The following is a 14,310-nucleotide window of genomic DNA, read 5'->3' as shown; positions in this document are numbered from 1 at the left end:
GTGGCTCAGATGAAGGCGGATCGAATGCGCTTGGCTTTCGTGATGCTTGTTGCTACGTTGCGATCGCAGATCGCACAATTTGGACCTGAAATGCCGCCCGATATTCCAGCTAGTGAATTGAAAAAATGAAGGAAACAAGCCCGCAAATCTCCAGGGCGGCCTTCACGAACTCACAAGCTGAAAAATGGGTAGCGTAGCCGAAATGGCTACCGAAAAAACAGGGGCTGGAAATTGGGCGATGCAGTTGCGGACGTTTTGAACTGGCTTGAAAGCAGGAGCGATATCCAGAGCCTACGGGCCGCGGTGTGCGACCTCAACGGCATCATGCGCGGCAAGCGCATCCCGGTCGAGCAGGCGCGCAAGGCGCTCGAAGGCAAGCTGCGCATGCCCTATTCGGCTATCGGGCTCGACATCTGGGGCGAGGACATCGAAGGCAACGCGCAGGTGTTCTCGACCGGCGATGCCGACGGGCTTTGCCAGTGGACGGGACGCGGCATCCTGCCCGTCGACTGGACGGCGCATCCGACGGCCCTTCTGCCGCTCTGGCTGGCGGACGATGCCGGCGCGCCCTATCTCGGCGATCCGCGGCGTGCGCTCGCCCGCATCCTCGACCGCTACGCAGCACTTGGTCTGACGCCGGTCACCGCCACCGAGCTCGAATTCTACCTCGTCGACCCGACGTCGCACCGGCCCGTCGGCCCCGTCTCGCCGATCACCGGCCGGCGCCTCGATTCCGACGCGGCGCTGTCGATCGACGAGATCGACGATTTCGAGGCCTTCATCCACGACGTCTATGAAGCCTGCCGCATGCAGGGCATTCCCGTCGACACGGCGATCGCCGAGAACGGCGTCGGCCAGTTCGAGATCAACCTCAACCATGTTCCGGATGCCTTGCGCGCCGCGGACGACGCCGTGCTCTTCAAGCGCACCGTCAAGGGCATCGCCCGCAAGCACGGCTTCGCCGCCTGCTTCATGGCCAAGCCCTACGGCGAGCGCGCCGGCAACGGCCTCCATGTGCATTTCAGCGTCGTCGACAAGGAAGGCCGCAACGTCTTCGACGACGGCAGCGACCAGGGCTCGGAGACCATGCGCCACGCGGTCGGCGGCTTGCTTGCCGCCATGGCCGAAAGCACGCTGGTGTTCGCGCCGCATTTCAATTCCTACCGGCGGCTGCGGCCGCGCTCCTATGCGCCGACCGCCGTCGCCTGGGGCTACGAGAACCGCATGGTGGCGATCCGCATTCCCGGCGGTCCTTCGGCCGCGCGCCGCATCGAGCATCGCGTCTCCGGCGCCGACGCCAACCCCTATCTGGTGCTGGCGGCGATCCTCGGCGCCGCCCTGATCGGCATCGAGAAGGAATTGTCCCCTGGCGAGCCGACCGGCGGCGAAGGACAGGGGTTGGCGCTTGCCAAGCTGCCGCCAGACTGGGCCTCGGCGATCGCCGCCTTCGAGACCGGCGCGCGCGTCGCCGAAATCTTCCCGGCCGTGCTGCGCGACGCCTTCATCGCGTGCAAGCGCCAGGAGCTGAACACCTTCGCGCTCAACGTCAGCGACTTCGAGATCGAGACCTATCTCGAAAGCGTTTAAGCTGAAAGACCGGCTGCGGGCTACTCTCCCGACCGCGCCCGCTGACGCTCCTGGACGATGACCGCCAGGATCAGCAGCGCGCCCTTGGCGAGCAACTGGTAGAAGGTCGGCACGCTGGTCAGGATCATGCCGTTGTTGAGGACGCCGATGATCAGCACCCCTAACATGGCGCCCACGATCGTGCCCTTGCCGCCCTGCAGCGCGCAGCCGCCGAGGATCGCGGCGGTGATGGCCTCGAGCTCCAGCCCCTGGCTGCCGGATGCCGGCTGCCCGGACATGGTGCGGCTGGCCAGTACCAGGCCTGCCACCGCCGCGGCGAAGCCGCTCATCGCATAGATCGAGATCTGGTAGCGGCGGATCGGGATGCCGGCGAGCCGCGCCACCGTCGGGTTGCCGCCGAGCGCATAGATGTTGCGGCCGACGACCGTCTCGCGGGTGAAGACGATGAACGCCACCATCGCGGCGATCAGCAGCCAGATCGCGAAGGGCAGGCCGAACAGCGTGCCGATGCCGAGCGCGCGCAGGCTGTCGCCGGTGATTGGAATGGAGTTGCCGTTGTTCATCAGATAGGCGAGGCCGCGGAAGGCAGACATGGTTCCAAGCGTCGCGATCACCGCGTTGACCGGCCCGTAGACGATGATCAGCCCGTTGACGGCGCCGGCGACAAGTCCGGCGAGCAGGCCGGCGAGGATGCCGGCCGGGATCGAGCCGGTCTCCTGGGCGGCGACGGCGAGCACCATGGTGCTCAGGCCCACGATCGATCCGACCGAGATGTCGAGCCCGCCCGACACGATGACGACGGTCTGCGCCATGGCGAGGATGCCGAGGATGGTGACCGCGAGCCCGATATTGATGAGGTTGCGCGGCGTGAAGAAGACGTCGGGCCTCAGCGCGCCGAAGATCGCCAGCAGCACGACCAGCGCGATCAGCAGGCTGATGTTCTGCGCGCCGATGCGGCCGAACAGACTTGCCGGCGCGCGCTCGCGGCCGGCGGTCGCGGTATCGGTCACGATACCCTCCTTTCGATTGTCTCTTTGCCCGAGCGCATCGCCAGCGCCAGCACGGCCTCTTCGCTCGCCTCCCGCCACGGCAGCTCGCCGTTCATGCGTCCGCTCTGCATGACCAGGACGCGATCCGCGAGGCCGAGCAGCTCCGGCATCTCCGAGGAGATGAGCAGGATGGCGAGACCCTGGTCGGCGAGGCTTTCGATGAGTCTGTAGATCTCCGCCTTGGCCCCGACATCGATGCCGCGCGTCGGCTCGTCGAGGATGAGCACCGCCGGCCCGCGCGCCTGCCAGCGCGCGAAGACGACCTTCTGCTGGTTGCCGCCGGAAAGCTTGCCGACCGCCTGCTCGATCGATGGCGTCTTGACCCTGAGCTCGGTGACATGACGGGCGACCAGCGCGCGTTCGCGCCTGCGGCTGAAGAAGCCGTAGCGCGACACCTTGTCGGGCACCACGAGGCTGACATTGTCGCGCACCGCCTGCATGAGAAGCAGCGCTTCCTGCTTGCGGTCCTCCGGCACCAGGCCGATGCCCGCGCCCACCGCGTCGGCTGGCTCGCGCGGCCTGTAAGGCCGGCCGCCGACGGTCATCTGTCCCGACAGCAACGGATCGAGGCCGACGATGGCGCGGGCCACTTCCGTGCGCCCGGCGCCGACCAGGCCGCCAAGCCCGACGATCTCGCCCGCCCGCACCTCGAAGCTGATCTCTTCGACGCGGCGCGTGGTGACGCCATCGAGCGCCAGCCGGACCGGCCCCAGCGCGCGTTCCTTTCGGTTGAACAGGTCGCTCACCGGCCGGCCGACCATCAGCCGCACCATGCGCTGCTCGTCGAGTGCGGCGATCGGCTCGTCGGCGACGCGGCTGCCGTCGCGCATCACCACGCAGCGGTCGGCAAGCTCGATGATCTCGCGCAGCCGGTGCGAGATGTAGATCACCGCGACGCCGTCGGCCTTGAGCCGCCGGATGACGCGGAACAGCCGCTGCGCCTCGTCCTCCGTGAGCGACGAGGTCGGTTCGTCGAAGGCGAGCAGCCGCGCACCCGGCCGCAGCGCCCGCATGATCTCGATGAGCTGCCTGAGCGCCGGACTGAGGCCATGGCACCGCTGCCCTGGCGAAAGCACGTCGACCACGCCGAAAGTGCCGAGCAGCTCGAGGCTGCGCCGCTCAAGATCGGCGCGGTCGAGGAACAGCCCGCCGCGCGCCTTGATGTCGCCGATGAAGATGTTCTCCGCCACCGTCAGTTCCTGGATGATCTCCGGCTCCTGATGGATGACCCGGATGCCCGCGCTGTGCGCGACGCGCGGCGAGCTGAGCTGCACCGGCTGGCCGTCGACCAGCACCCGGCCGCCATCCGGGCGATGCTCGCCCTCCAGCACCCGCATCAGCGTCGACTTGCCGGCGCCGTTCTCGCCGATGAGCGCCGTAATCTCGCCGGCGTTGAAGGCAACCGATACGTCGCGCAAAGCCTGCACGGCGCCGAAGCGCTTGCTGACGCCTTCGACGGAAACGATGGGCGCGGTCATTGGCGCGCGGCTCCGTGTGAAGCCGCGCGCCATCGGGCCGCCGACCATGAGGCAGAAAGAAGGCCTAGGACTTGCAACCGAGCGTGTCCTTGAACTTGGCGAAGTTCTCGCCGCTGATCAGCGTGGCGTCCTGGAAATAGTCCTTCTGCATCTCCTTGCCGGTGGCCTGGTCGTAGAGCGCCTGGATCGCCGCCGCGCCATGCTTGGCGCTGTCCAGCCACATCGTGCCGCGGAAGCCGGAAGGCTTGCCGGCGCCGAAAGCCTCGCACGAGCGCGAGCCGTCGATGCCGATGCCGATGACGTTCTCCGGCTTCATGCCGGCATTCTCGGTGGCGCGCACGCCGCCGAGGACGCCGTCGTCGTTGCAGGAATAGAAGACCCACTTCTCGGCGTCGGGATTGGCGGTCAGCGTCGTCGAGACAACGTCGATCGAATTGACCATGGTGTTGTCGTAGGGGATCGAGACGATGCGCGACTTGATCTCCGGAATCGCCGCCACCAGCGCTTCCTCCGCGCCCTTGTTGCGGCGCATGCAGGTGTCGGCCTTCTGGTCCTCGATCGAGCCGACGCGCACCTTGGAGAGGTCCTTGTCCCAGCCTTCGGCCTTGGCGATCCGGGCGATCTCGGCGCCGACCTGCTTGCCGATGTTGAGCGCGTTCATGCCGACATAGGCGACCGGCGTGCCGTCGGCGAAAGCGATGTCGTCGTCGACCGCGATCAGGCCGATCTTGGCGGCCTTCGCCTTGTCGGCGACGACCGGGCCGAGCGAGCGGTCCGGCACCACCACGGCGATGCCCTTGACGCCGTCGCCGACATAGGTATCGAAGGTGGTGACGGCGAGGTTGGCGTCGAACTGGACGTCCTGGACAAGCAGGTCGACGCCGAGCTCGGCGGCCTTGTCCTTGGCGCCCTTCACCTCGCGCACGAACCAGGGATGGTCGCCCATCTTGTTGATGTAGCCGAACTTCATCTTGTCCTGCGCGCCGGCGCCGTGGACCGTGAACGCGACGGCGGCGGTCGCCGCAACCGCAAGGCACACCTTGATCATGCTTTTCATTGGCTTCCTCCCAATCGATCCCGGCCGGCGGGACCTGACCTGCTTGAAAACATCTGCCGGCGACCGGCCGCCGGCGCGAAACCTCATTCGTGATAGAGAACCGAGCGCCCGCCATCGATGACGATGCAGGCCGCGTTGATGAATGGCGCCTCGTCGGAGCCGAGGAAGACAGCGGTCATCGCCACCTCCTCCGGCCGGCCGATCCGGCGCGGCGGATGCAGGTCGTACGTGCGCTGGCGCTCTGCCTGCGGGTCCGGAAACGTGTTCCAGTAGTCGACCGCGATCTGCGTCTCGATGTAGCCCGGCGCGATGGCGTTCACGCGAATGCCTTCGGGCGCGTACTGGATGCCGAGAGAGCGCACCAGGCCGAGCAGGCCGTGCTTGGCGACAGGATAGGGAAAGGTCGACGGGATGATCGCGAAGGAATGGCAGGAGGCGATGGCGACGATCGAGCCCTGCTTCCGGGCCCGCATCGCCGGCAGCACCGCGCGCGCCGAATACCACACACCGTCGAGATCGACGGCAAAGCAGCGCCGCCATTCCTCCTCGCTGGTTTCCAGCGGCTCGTGGAACACGTTGATGCCGGCATTGGCGACGAGCACGTCGATCCGTCCGAAGGCGGCGAGCGTCCGTTCGGCCGTCGCTTCACAGGACTTGCTGTCCGCGACGTCGGTCTCGACGAACAGCGACCGCGCGCCGCTTTCGGCCAGGGACGCGGCGACGCTTCTTCCAGTCGCCGCGTCCTTTTCCGCCACGACGATCGCAGCACCCTCCGCCGCCATCGCGCGCGCCGTCGCCTCGCCGATGCCGCGCCCGGCACCGGTGATGACGACCACCTTTTCCTTGAGACGACCGGCCATCCTCACCAGTCCACGATGGTGCCGTCGGCAAGCACGGCGTTGGTGGTGTGCATGACTTCGGGCTTGTACGGATGCCGGGCGGCGATCGCCTCGTCAACCTCGACGCCGAGTCCCGGCGCGTCCGGCACCTGCCAGCAGCCGTCGACCATGCGGATCGGCCCCTTCACCACTTCGAAATACCAGGGCACGGCGCCGACCATCTCCTCCTGGATCAGGTGGTTGGGCGTGGAGACGGCGAAATGCAGGGCGGCGGCGCCCGCGATCGGGCCGAGCGGATTGTGCGGCGCGACGCCGACGGAGACCGCCTCGGCCATCGCGGCGATCTTCTTGGCCTCGAGCAGGCCGCCGCAGTGGCAGATGTCGGGCTGAACGATGTCGACCGCCCTTGCCCGGAAAAGCTCGTCGAACTCGGGACGGTCGATCAGCCGCTCGCCGGTAGCGATCGGCACGCGCGACCTGGCGGCGAGCTGCGCCAGTGCGCCGGTTTCGCCCGGCGGCAGCGGTTCCTCGACGAACATCGGCCGATAGGGCGCCAGCGCGTCGATATAAGCGAGCGCGGTTGAGGCCGAGGCGGGACGACCGTGGAAGTCGACCATGATCTCGACCTCCGGCCCGACCGTCTTGCGCAGCGCCTCCATGAGGCGGCCGACCTTATCGACCTCGACGAGCGGCGCGTGATAGTGGCTGTAGGGAATGAAGACGGCCTTCAGCGCGCGATAGCCCCTCGCCACCACCTCGGAGGCGCGCTGCACCAGCGGCTCGGTATCGAGTGTCTCGTAAACGGCGTGCATGTCGCCGAGGCCGAGATGGGTATAGACCTTGACCCGGTCGCGCACCTTGCCGCCGGTGAGCCGCCAGACCGGCTGATCGAGCCATTTGCCGAAAATGTCCCAGAGCGCCAGCTCGATGCCGGAAACAGCCGACATGCCGATGACGCCGAGCCGCCAGAACGAATGCTTCTTGAGGATGCGCACCGCCTGCTCGATGTCGCGCGGATCGCGCCCGATCAGAAGCGGCGCCAGGTCGTTGACGGCGCCGACGACGGCTTGGGTCTTCCACTCCAGCGTCGCCTCGCCCCAGCCGTAGAGGCCCGGCTGGTCGGTCTCGACGCGCACGAATACCCAGTTGCGCATATCCGCGTTCACGACGCGCGTGGTGATGGCCACGATCCTCAAGCGCAAACTCCTCCCAAGCGGCATTTAGATCATATGAAATGCGAATATCATACGATCAAAAATGGCGTCAAGGCGGAAACGTCAGCCCTTGGCGTGAAGATCGTCGGCGGCGATGTCGAGCAGCCTGTTCATCGCGCCACGGGCGCCGGCGGTATCGCGGATGCGGATCGCCTCCAGCACCGCGACATGCGCCGACAGCGCGCGCGACTGCGCTTCCATCAGCGGGTTGGTGACGAGGAACGTGGCCCGCAGGGCCGCCTCCAGCATGCCCACCAGCCCCTTGAGCACGACGTTGTGGCTGGCGGCGATGACGCCCTTGTGGAAGGCAAGATCCGCCTGGCAGACGGCGTTGAGGTCGCCCGGGATGTTTTCGCGCATGCCGACCACGGCGCGCTCGATCTCGGCGAGGTCGGCGGCGCTGGCGCGCCTTGCCGCAAGTTCGGCCGCCGCGGGCTCGAAAATTCGGCGCGCTTCCAGCAGGCCGGAAACGAGCTCCTCGTCATCCTGGATGGAGGGGTGCCAGCCGAGCACAACCGGGTCGAGCAGCCGCCAGCTGTCGCGCGGCAGCACGCGCACGCCGGCGCGCCGCCTGGCCTCGACAAGGCCTTTCGCCGACAGCACCTTGACCGCTTCCCGGACCGAAGTGCGGCTGACGCCCAGCATGGCGCACAGTTCGTCCTCGCGCGGCAGGGCGGCGCCGGGAGCATAGTCCCCGCCCAGGATGCGGCTGCCCAGCACGCTGACGACGGCGTTGTGCACGCTTGCCCCGCCCTGGTCGATCGAAGGCATCCAGCCGATTGCGTCCGAAGGAACGATGGTTTCCACGCAATCCTCTCCCGATAGAGCATGTTGCTGCCGGCTGTTGTATGAAAGGCCAGGTCTTATGTAAATCTCTCATTCATATGATCTGTTATGATCGCCAAAACGTGGGAGGATGCATGCCTTCCGGCATTCTTGTTCCGCGACCGGCCGTAGGCGCGGCTGGCATCGCCGCGCGGCGATCGGCCTGGGGCTACGAGATCAGCGCGCCGCCCACACCAATCCGCGACGCAGGATCGTGCGCATCTGCGGCACTTCGAATTCCTTGGCCACATGGCCGAGCGAGGAATAGAACACTCGTCCCTTGCCGTGCCGGCGCTTCCAGACCACCGGCATGACCACGCCGTCGATCCACGGCGCGTGTTCGCCCGAGAAGGTGGTGGTCGCCAGCACTTCGTTCGAGGGATCGACATGCATGTAATACTGCTCGGAGCGGTAGGCGAAGTCGTCGATGCCCTGCACGATCGGATCGTCGCGCCGCACGATGTTGACCCGATAGTCGATGATGTTGCCGGGATGCGCGACCCACTGCCCGCCGCACATGAACTGGTAGTCCGTCGATTCGCGGAACGCGTCGCCCATGCCGCCATGATAGCCGCCGAGGCCGACGCCGCTTTCGACCGCCTTGGTCAGGTTGGCTTCTTCGGCCTTGGCGAGCTTGGACATGGTGTAGATCGGCACGATCAGGCTGAGCTCGGCGATCGCCGGATCGGCGAACGCCGCGGTCGTGTTCTCCACACGGACGGCAAAGCCCTCCTCCTCGAGCATTGCCTTGACGGCACGCGCCCCGGCCTCGGGTTCATGTCCTTCCCAGCCACCCCATACGATCAGCGCCTGCCGCATTCTGTGCTCCCTGTGCGTTGGAGCAATTCCAGGAAAAGTGTGTAACAGTTTTCCGTCGGGAATTGCGTAAAAACAAATACTTAGGGCGGTTCGGCGATTCTATGAATCGCTGAAACGCTCTAGCCGAGCGGCCAGACCTGCGGCAGCGCGGCGTTGAGCGACCATCGCTGCAAAGTGCTGCCGAGTCGAGCTTGAAAGAACGTCGGGCGCCAAACGAAAACGGCCCGCGGGAGGCGGGCCGTTTTTGGTATCTGGTTGCGGGGACACGCAAGCGAAGCCGGATGGCGGCCCCGACTCTGCAAAGCTTGCTGTTTTGCGCTCACTTTGGTGTCCGGTGGGGCGACCTACGACGCTGAGAGAAAGACTTTGCCAAGGGTGCGGGCCGACCCGTTCAGTGTCTCCCAGGAGCATGCCATGGAGACGCCCGATCATGTGCGATATGTATCATTGGACGATCAAAGGCGGCCTCGCCAAGAGCAACAGCCGCTAAACCGGCGCGATTGAGGATCGTCAACGAGCCGTGGTCGTATTGGGTCAAATAGCGCCGTTCCCATTCTCTAAGGCAACGATTGACTTTCGCTCGAGAAGCCGGGACCATTGCCGCCAGGTCGGTCTGCGAAATATCAATTCTATCCATTGAAGTCATTCCGCGCGGGCTCTCTGTCAATCGCAAGAGCGTGGTCGCCAGTCGAGTGGATAAGGCACTGGCCGCAGTGTGGATCACCCGCTCTTGCGCTTCGTGCGTTGCTTCGCACAAATGCGGAATCACCTTTAGTGCGAGATCGGGGTGTTTTTCGAAGATCCTAGCCATGAAGGCTACTTCGATTTGGAGCAAGTCGCTGTCAACAATTGAAGCAGCGTTCATGTTGCTCGGGCGCCTGCTGAACAATCTAGTCAGGTCGAAAGTGTTACCCGGGCCAAGATCTGAAAAGATGAATTCCCGACCGTCCGGAAGCGGAGCGCTAAGTCGAATTTTTCCTTGGATTATGTAGTAAACATAACGCGGTACATCGCCAAGGTGAGTTAAAACTTTGTTCTTGGGAATCCTTCGAACGATAGCCACTTTGGCCAATTCGCCAAGAATGTCTTGCCCAAATTGCCGAAATAGACATATTTCACAGAGCTGTCTGATCCGAAACTCATTACTATTCACTGCCATGGCTCCTGCCCCTAGAGGGTAAGCGCCCCGGTCCCCTAAAGCGTTGCCTTAGTCAGCTCTTAGAACGAATCCGAATTCCAAGCCGTTCTCGCGCAATCGCGCAAGCCAACAACATTAGCAGATTAGCATATCGGAAAATAGTCACCCCGCTGTGCCCGGGGTAACAGCGACATGCCTCTGAGGGCGTTTTAATCAAATTTGATCGATTGGAAGCCGGCGGGGACAACCCATTCTTGCGGGATGGCATGTGTGCCATCACCCAAGAATGGGTGCGGACACAACAAGATCCGGGATCTGTCTCGATGCGGCATGCACCAACCCAGGCGTCGCGTGCATTCTTGAACCGGAGCACGGAACCGCTCCGGCTCCCCGTGGGAGCAGTTTTCGTGTTTCTTGCAACTGCCGATTTCCTCCTTGGAGAGACGGTCCTTCTTGCCTCAAATGAGGTCTATCATAGGCACCTCGGTGTGAACCCGCCAGATATTTGGGAGACGATTTATCTAAGCGTTACCGCCGGCATACTGCTTGTCGCGTTCATTGCCGCCAGAGGCGCCTACACGGTTAGTGGCATCCTGGACGATCACCGCATGATCAAAACACTCTCCACCGGGTGGCTGTTCGTTTTCTTTTCAATTCTCTGGCTCGCTTTTCTCACGAAGACTACATCGACATTCTCGCGCGGCTCCTTGACCCTGGCGTTTGCGGTCGGATTCCCAATCCTGCTGCCTGGCCACATTGTTTTAGCGCGTGCGCTCAAACGGCTTCTGACCGCTGAGAAGCTCGTCTTGCGCACAGCTTATCTGTTTTATGTTGGCGTTCCTGGAATAGAACAGGGGATAATCGGCAAGCTCGGGCAACAGGGCATCGCGGTTTGCGGTGTTTCGAACATTGAGAACCGGGACGGCACCATCGCAGCGCCATCGGTGCGTGCCGCCGTCGCGGCCGCACAGGCTGCGTTCCGTAATGGCCAGTATGAGGCAGTTTATCTCTTTTGCTCTTGGGACCAGCAGACGTTGATCGAACGCATCCTGGACGAAACATCCCGCCTCCCGCTGCCGATCTACCTTTTCGCCGATGCCTACACAGATAAGATTCTGGCCGGATCCCCGCTCCACACCGGCCGGCAGCGAGCCTTCGAAGTCCAGCGCGCGCCTTTGACGCCTGGCGAACGCCTGCTGAAGCGGTTGTTCGACGTTGCCTTTGCATCACTCCTTCTGCTGTTCCTATTTCCGTTGATGGCCATAGTCGCATGTGCCATAGCGATCGAGAGCGGTCGCCCAGTGCTATTCCTGCAGACGCGGCGGGGTTTTTGTGGCAAGCGGTTCAATATTTACAAGTTCCGATCCATGACCGTGCAGGAGAACGGTGCGGAAATTCGCCAAGCTCAGCGTAATGATGGGCGGGTTACCCGACTTGGCCGAGTATTGCGCCGGTCAAACATCGACGAGCTGCCGCAGTTGTTCAATGTGCTTCGGGGGGAAATGTCGCTGGTGGGGCCGCGACCCCACGCCGTCGCCCATGACGATTCCTATAGCAAGATTATTGCGAGCTATGCTTATCGCCATCGTGTGAAACCCGGTTTGACAGGCTGGGCTCAGATCAATGGCTTTCGAGGGGAAACGAGGGAGCTGTGGAGGATGGAAAAGCGCGTTGAGCATGACCTGTGGTACATAAAGTCCTGGAGCGTGCGCCTCGATCTTAAGATAGTTTGGACAACCGCTTTACTGATGCTTTCTGATCACGATGTTTATTGATCTATAGCAGCTTCTTAGCCATGGACATTTGTAGTCCATCCTTTCGATTGTACGCACAGTATTATTTTCGATGGTGGGAGCGATTCCGACGGCGAATGAGTACGTCGAGACTCAGAATTCGGGTTCGCGCCGGTCCAGTCGCCGGATCTCTATGATCTTTGCCGTTCCATTTCCAGTCCGCCCTTCACCAGTCCGCCCTTCAGTGGAATTGTTGGCGAAGGTGCCCAAGACCCCGACGCTGCCGGCGAATGGCGTCGTTGTCATGACCCTTGTTGGCGTACAGGATCGGCGTCGCCCGGCACCCACCCGAAAGGGATTGCCTGCGCCGTGCAGTCGGCAACCCGGCCGTCGGCCAGCGGGAATAGTCCATCGGTCTGGGCGTCGATTTTGGTGGTTGCTTCGCCTCGGGATCGACTAATGGCCTGCTCTTGCCCCGACTTTTTCTGCCCGCTGGGCAACGATGCGCGCGCACGGCCGACGCAGGGAACCCTTTTGTCCTGACCTCGGGAAGGGCCTGCTGACGGCGCTCCGCCTTCAATAAGAGAAACTGCGCAGCCCTATGAGCTTTTGCTTGACGGCACCCTGCTCTCGATTTCCTTTAGGATGTTGGTTGCGCGTGCGATGCGGCTGTACTTGGCCAGAAAGTCCGCCTTCGCCTGTCGGCCAAGCTGATCCCGAAACACCTTGCCTTTGCGCAGGCGCTGAAGGGCTTTGACCCAGTCGGACGGGTTGTCTGGCGACACGAGGACGCCGTTGACGCTATCGCTCAAGACTTCACGGATAGCTGGCAGGTCAGAGGATACTATGGGTTTACCATGCGCCATATATTCGAAGAGCTTAAGCGGCGACATTCCCTCAGCGATATTGCTACCGCCGCCTTGGCCCTGCACATCTCTGAGATAGGGCGCGATTACAACATCCATTTCAGCCAAGTAGGCATATGTCGCGGCGTGGGGGACGTGGCCGTGAAACACGATGTTCGGGCAATGGGCTAGCTTCGATGCCCAATTTCCTATGTCGTCAGGTGTTCCCCCGACGATATGAAAGGTCGCCCAGCCGCATCGAGGCGCAATAGCGCTTATTATCTCCATGCCCTTTCCCTTATACAGATGCCCGACATAGCCAACCTTGAACGTGCCGGTGAGGCTGCATTTCTCCGCATTCGGTGGAACCGGATCCGCTCCGTTGGGCGCGATGAAAAATTTTCCCGCATGTTGAGGAAAAAGGCAGATGCTGTTGTCCCGCAGACGTTGCGTTGTGACGACCAGCATGCGGAATGCCACTAGGCCTATCAGTTTGGAAAGGCGCTGGCGCTGACGGCCGCTCAAGCTGCCAATCGGATCGTGAAGTTCAAAAACGGTCGCGAACCTGAAGAGTCCCGCAGAAACAAGCGCTACGGTAGCCGAGCGTGTAAAGATCACATGCGGCTGCAGCCAGACCGCAGCAAAAAGCGCCAACGTCGCAAAAAAAAGCTCCCTTCCGGGCACAGGCCAAAAGGGCACTGGGAGAACGCGGAATGGGAACTCGGTGTCCAATCCGTATTCGCGCGCGATCTTTTCATAATGATCTTTTCTATTCATGGAGGCGCGTGGAACGGCCAGGAGGACCTCCGCACCCGCAACCCGAAATGCATGACACATCTTTGCGACTTGTACCGCATTGGCGGCCAGCGACGGGACTTGTGCAGAATGTATATAAAGAAGCCGCATCCACAAGCCTACCTTCACGCTTCGGCTATGGCGAAGCCAAGATGCTTCTCGGGTCAGCCTCCGGAGACATCGCGAACAGGCGTTCAGGGACATCACGTACAGTTTGCCATCCTATCGGGGAGAGGGCATTGAAGTCCACGATTTCCATTTTCTGATGTCTGAACCGGCCATAGAAGACGTCGTCTGTGCAGCCGGGCCGAGAGCGACGGACTTGCCGGCGCTAGCCTTGCTGCAGGCGTATGGAGCGGGCCAGGGTCACGCTTCCCGGAAGTTCCAGGCCAAGCCAGGCGACTGCCGCCGCCATGCCCGCGGTCGTCCGAGGCGACGGCCCAGACGTCCCTTCCGCCCGGCCTTGAGCATGTGCAGTGGTCTCGACCATGAACGGACGGGTAGATGGCGAACGCAATCCGTCGAACGGCCTCGGTCTCATAAAGGCTCTTGGTCCCCGCACCCCTGATCGCGGCGCCAATCATGAGCACTGAGGGGTCACTTGCCAGGCGAGAAATGTGATCGCGAAAGCTGACAACGTTTCGCGCGCTGAGATTCGCAGTTCCGAATAGCCGTTCCTTGGTGATCCTCGGCCAGTTCGGTCAGCCTCTTTATGAGCGAGATGCCGCTTGCCGTCAGGACATCGGCATGCACGAGACTGCAAGAGAAATCGATCAGTGCGGGTTGACCACGCCCCACCGGATAGTCAGCCGCTTGCGCATCAGGGAGCTCGGATTTCGCCTGTGTTATGGTCCTTCCGACGCGGGTACAGAATAATCGGTATTGAAGGATTGAACGAAGCCGCTAACGCGGCATTTGGCGGATCGGTTTG

At 62.9% G+C, this 14,310-nt stretch carries 11 protein-coding genes; 2 read left to right on the top strand and 9 right to left on the bottom strand.

Translation table 11 applies throughout. The features are described from left to right. Positions 1-231: 231 nt before the first annotated feature. Positions 232-1,587, top strand: a complete 1,356-nt coding sequence (locus tag EN874_RS12955) for a glutamine synthetase family protein (protein ID WP_127425089.1) — start codon at positions 232-234, stop codon at positions 1,585-1,587. A gap of 20 nt (positions 1,588-1,607) precedes the next feature. Here EN874_RS12955 and EN874_RS12950 read toward each other — a convergent pair whose 3' ends face one another. From EN874_RS12950 to EN874_RS12910, 8 genes are all read right to left on the bottom strand, one after another. Further along, positions 1,608-2,597 (bottom strand): ABC transporter permease, encoded by a 990-nt coding sequence (locus tag EN874_RS12950; protein ID WP_127425088.1) that lies wholly within the window; start codon positions 2,595-2,597, stop codon positions 1,608-1,610. Continuing rightward, on the bottom strand, positions 2,594-4,114 hold the full coding sequence (locus tag EN874_RS12945) for a sugar ABC transporter ATP-binding protein (RefSeq protein WP_127425087.1): 1,521 nt from the start codon (positions 4,112-4,114) through the stop codon (positions 2,594-2,596). Before EN874_RS12945 ends, EN874_RS12950 begins: the two co-directional genes overlap by 4 nt. Positions 4,115-4,178: 64 nt before the next feature. Continuing rightward, positions 4,179-5,171, bottom strand: coding sequence for a substrate-binding domain-containing protein (locus EN874_RS12940; protein ID WP_245513552.1), 993 nt, complete (start codon positions 5,169-5,171; stop codon positions 4,179-4,181). 83 nt (positions 5,172-5,254) lie between these two features. Continuing rightward, positions 5,255-6,031, bottom strand: coding sequence for an SDR family oxidoreductase (locus EN874_RS12935; protein WP_127425086.1), 777 nt, complete (start codon positions 6,029-6,031; stop codon positions 5,255-5,257). Between the two features lie 2 nt (positions 6,032-6,033). Then, a complete protein-coding gene (gene dgoD, locus EN874_RS12930) occupies positions 6,034-7,197 on the bottom strand; it encodes a galactonate dehydratase (RefSeq protein WP_245513565.1) in 1,164 nt (387 codons plus the stop codon). A gap of 90 nt (positions 7,198-7,287) precedes the next feature. Beyond that, positions 7,288-8,031: a FadR/GntR family transcriptional regulator gene (locus EN874_RS12925; RefSeq protein ID WP_127425084.1), complete on the bottom strand. Its 744-nt coding sequence runs from the start codon at positions 8,029-8,031 to the stop codon at positions 7,288-7,290. A 195-nt stretch (positions 8,032-8,226) separates the two neighbouring features. Then, on the bottom strand, positions 8,227-8,868 hold the full coding sequence (locus EN874_RS12920) for a ThuA domain-containing protein (protein ID WP_127425083.1): 642 nt from the start codon (positions 8,866-8,868) through the stop codon (positions 8,227-8,229). A gap of 391 nt (positions 8,869-9,259) precedes the next feature. Next, positions 9,260-10,027 carry a Crp/Fnr family transcriptional regulator gene (locus EN874_RS12910; protein WP_127425081.1) on the bottom strand — a complete coding sequence of 256 codons (768 nt, stop codon included), beginning with the start codon at positions 10,025-10,027 and terminating at the stop codon, positions 9,260-9,262. 386 nt (positions 10,028-10,413) lie between these two features. Here EN874_RS12910 and EN874_RS12905 point away from each other — a divergent pair, with 386 nt between their 5' ends. Then, positions 10,414-11,781: an exopolysaccharide biosynthesis polyprenyl glycosylphosphotransferase gene (locus EN874_RS12905; protein WP_168247478.1), complete on the top strand. Its 1,368-nt coding sequence runs from the start codon at positions 10,414-10,416 to the stop codon at positions 11,779-11,781. 557 nt (positions 11,782-12,338) lie between these two features. Here the strand turns inward: EN874_RS12905 and EN874_RS12900 are convergent. Then, entirely contained in the window at positions 12,339-13,490 is a 1,152-nt protein-coding gene (locus EN874_RS12900; protein WP_168247477.1) for a glycosyltransferase, read from the bottom strand. Positions 13,491-14,310 lie beyond the last annotated feature (820 nt).

This window comes from Mesorhizobium sp. M1D.F.Ca.ET.231.01.1.1 (assembly GCF_003999155.2).
Classification (GTDB): domain Bacteria; phylum Pseudomonadota; class Alphaproteobacteria; order Rhizobiales; family Rhizobiaceae; genus Mesorhizobium.
This window is presented reverse-complemented; position numbering and strand designations above follow the sequence as displayed.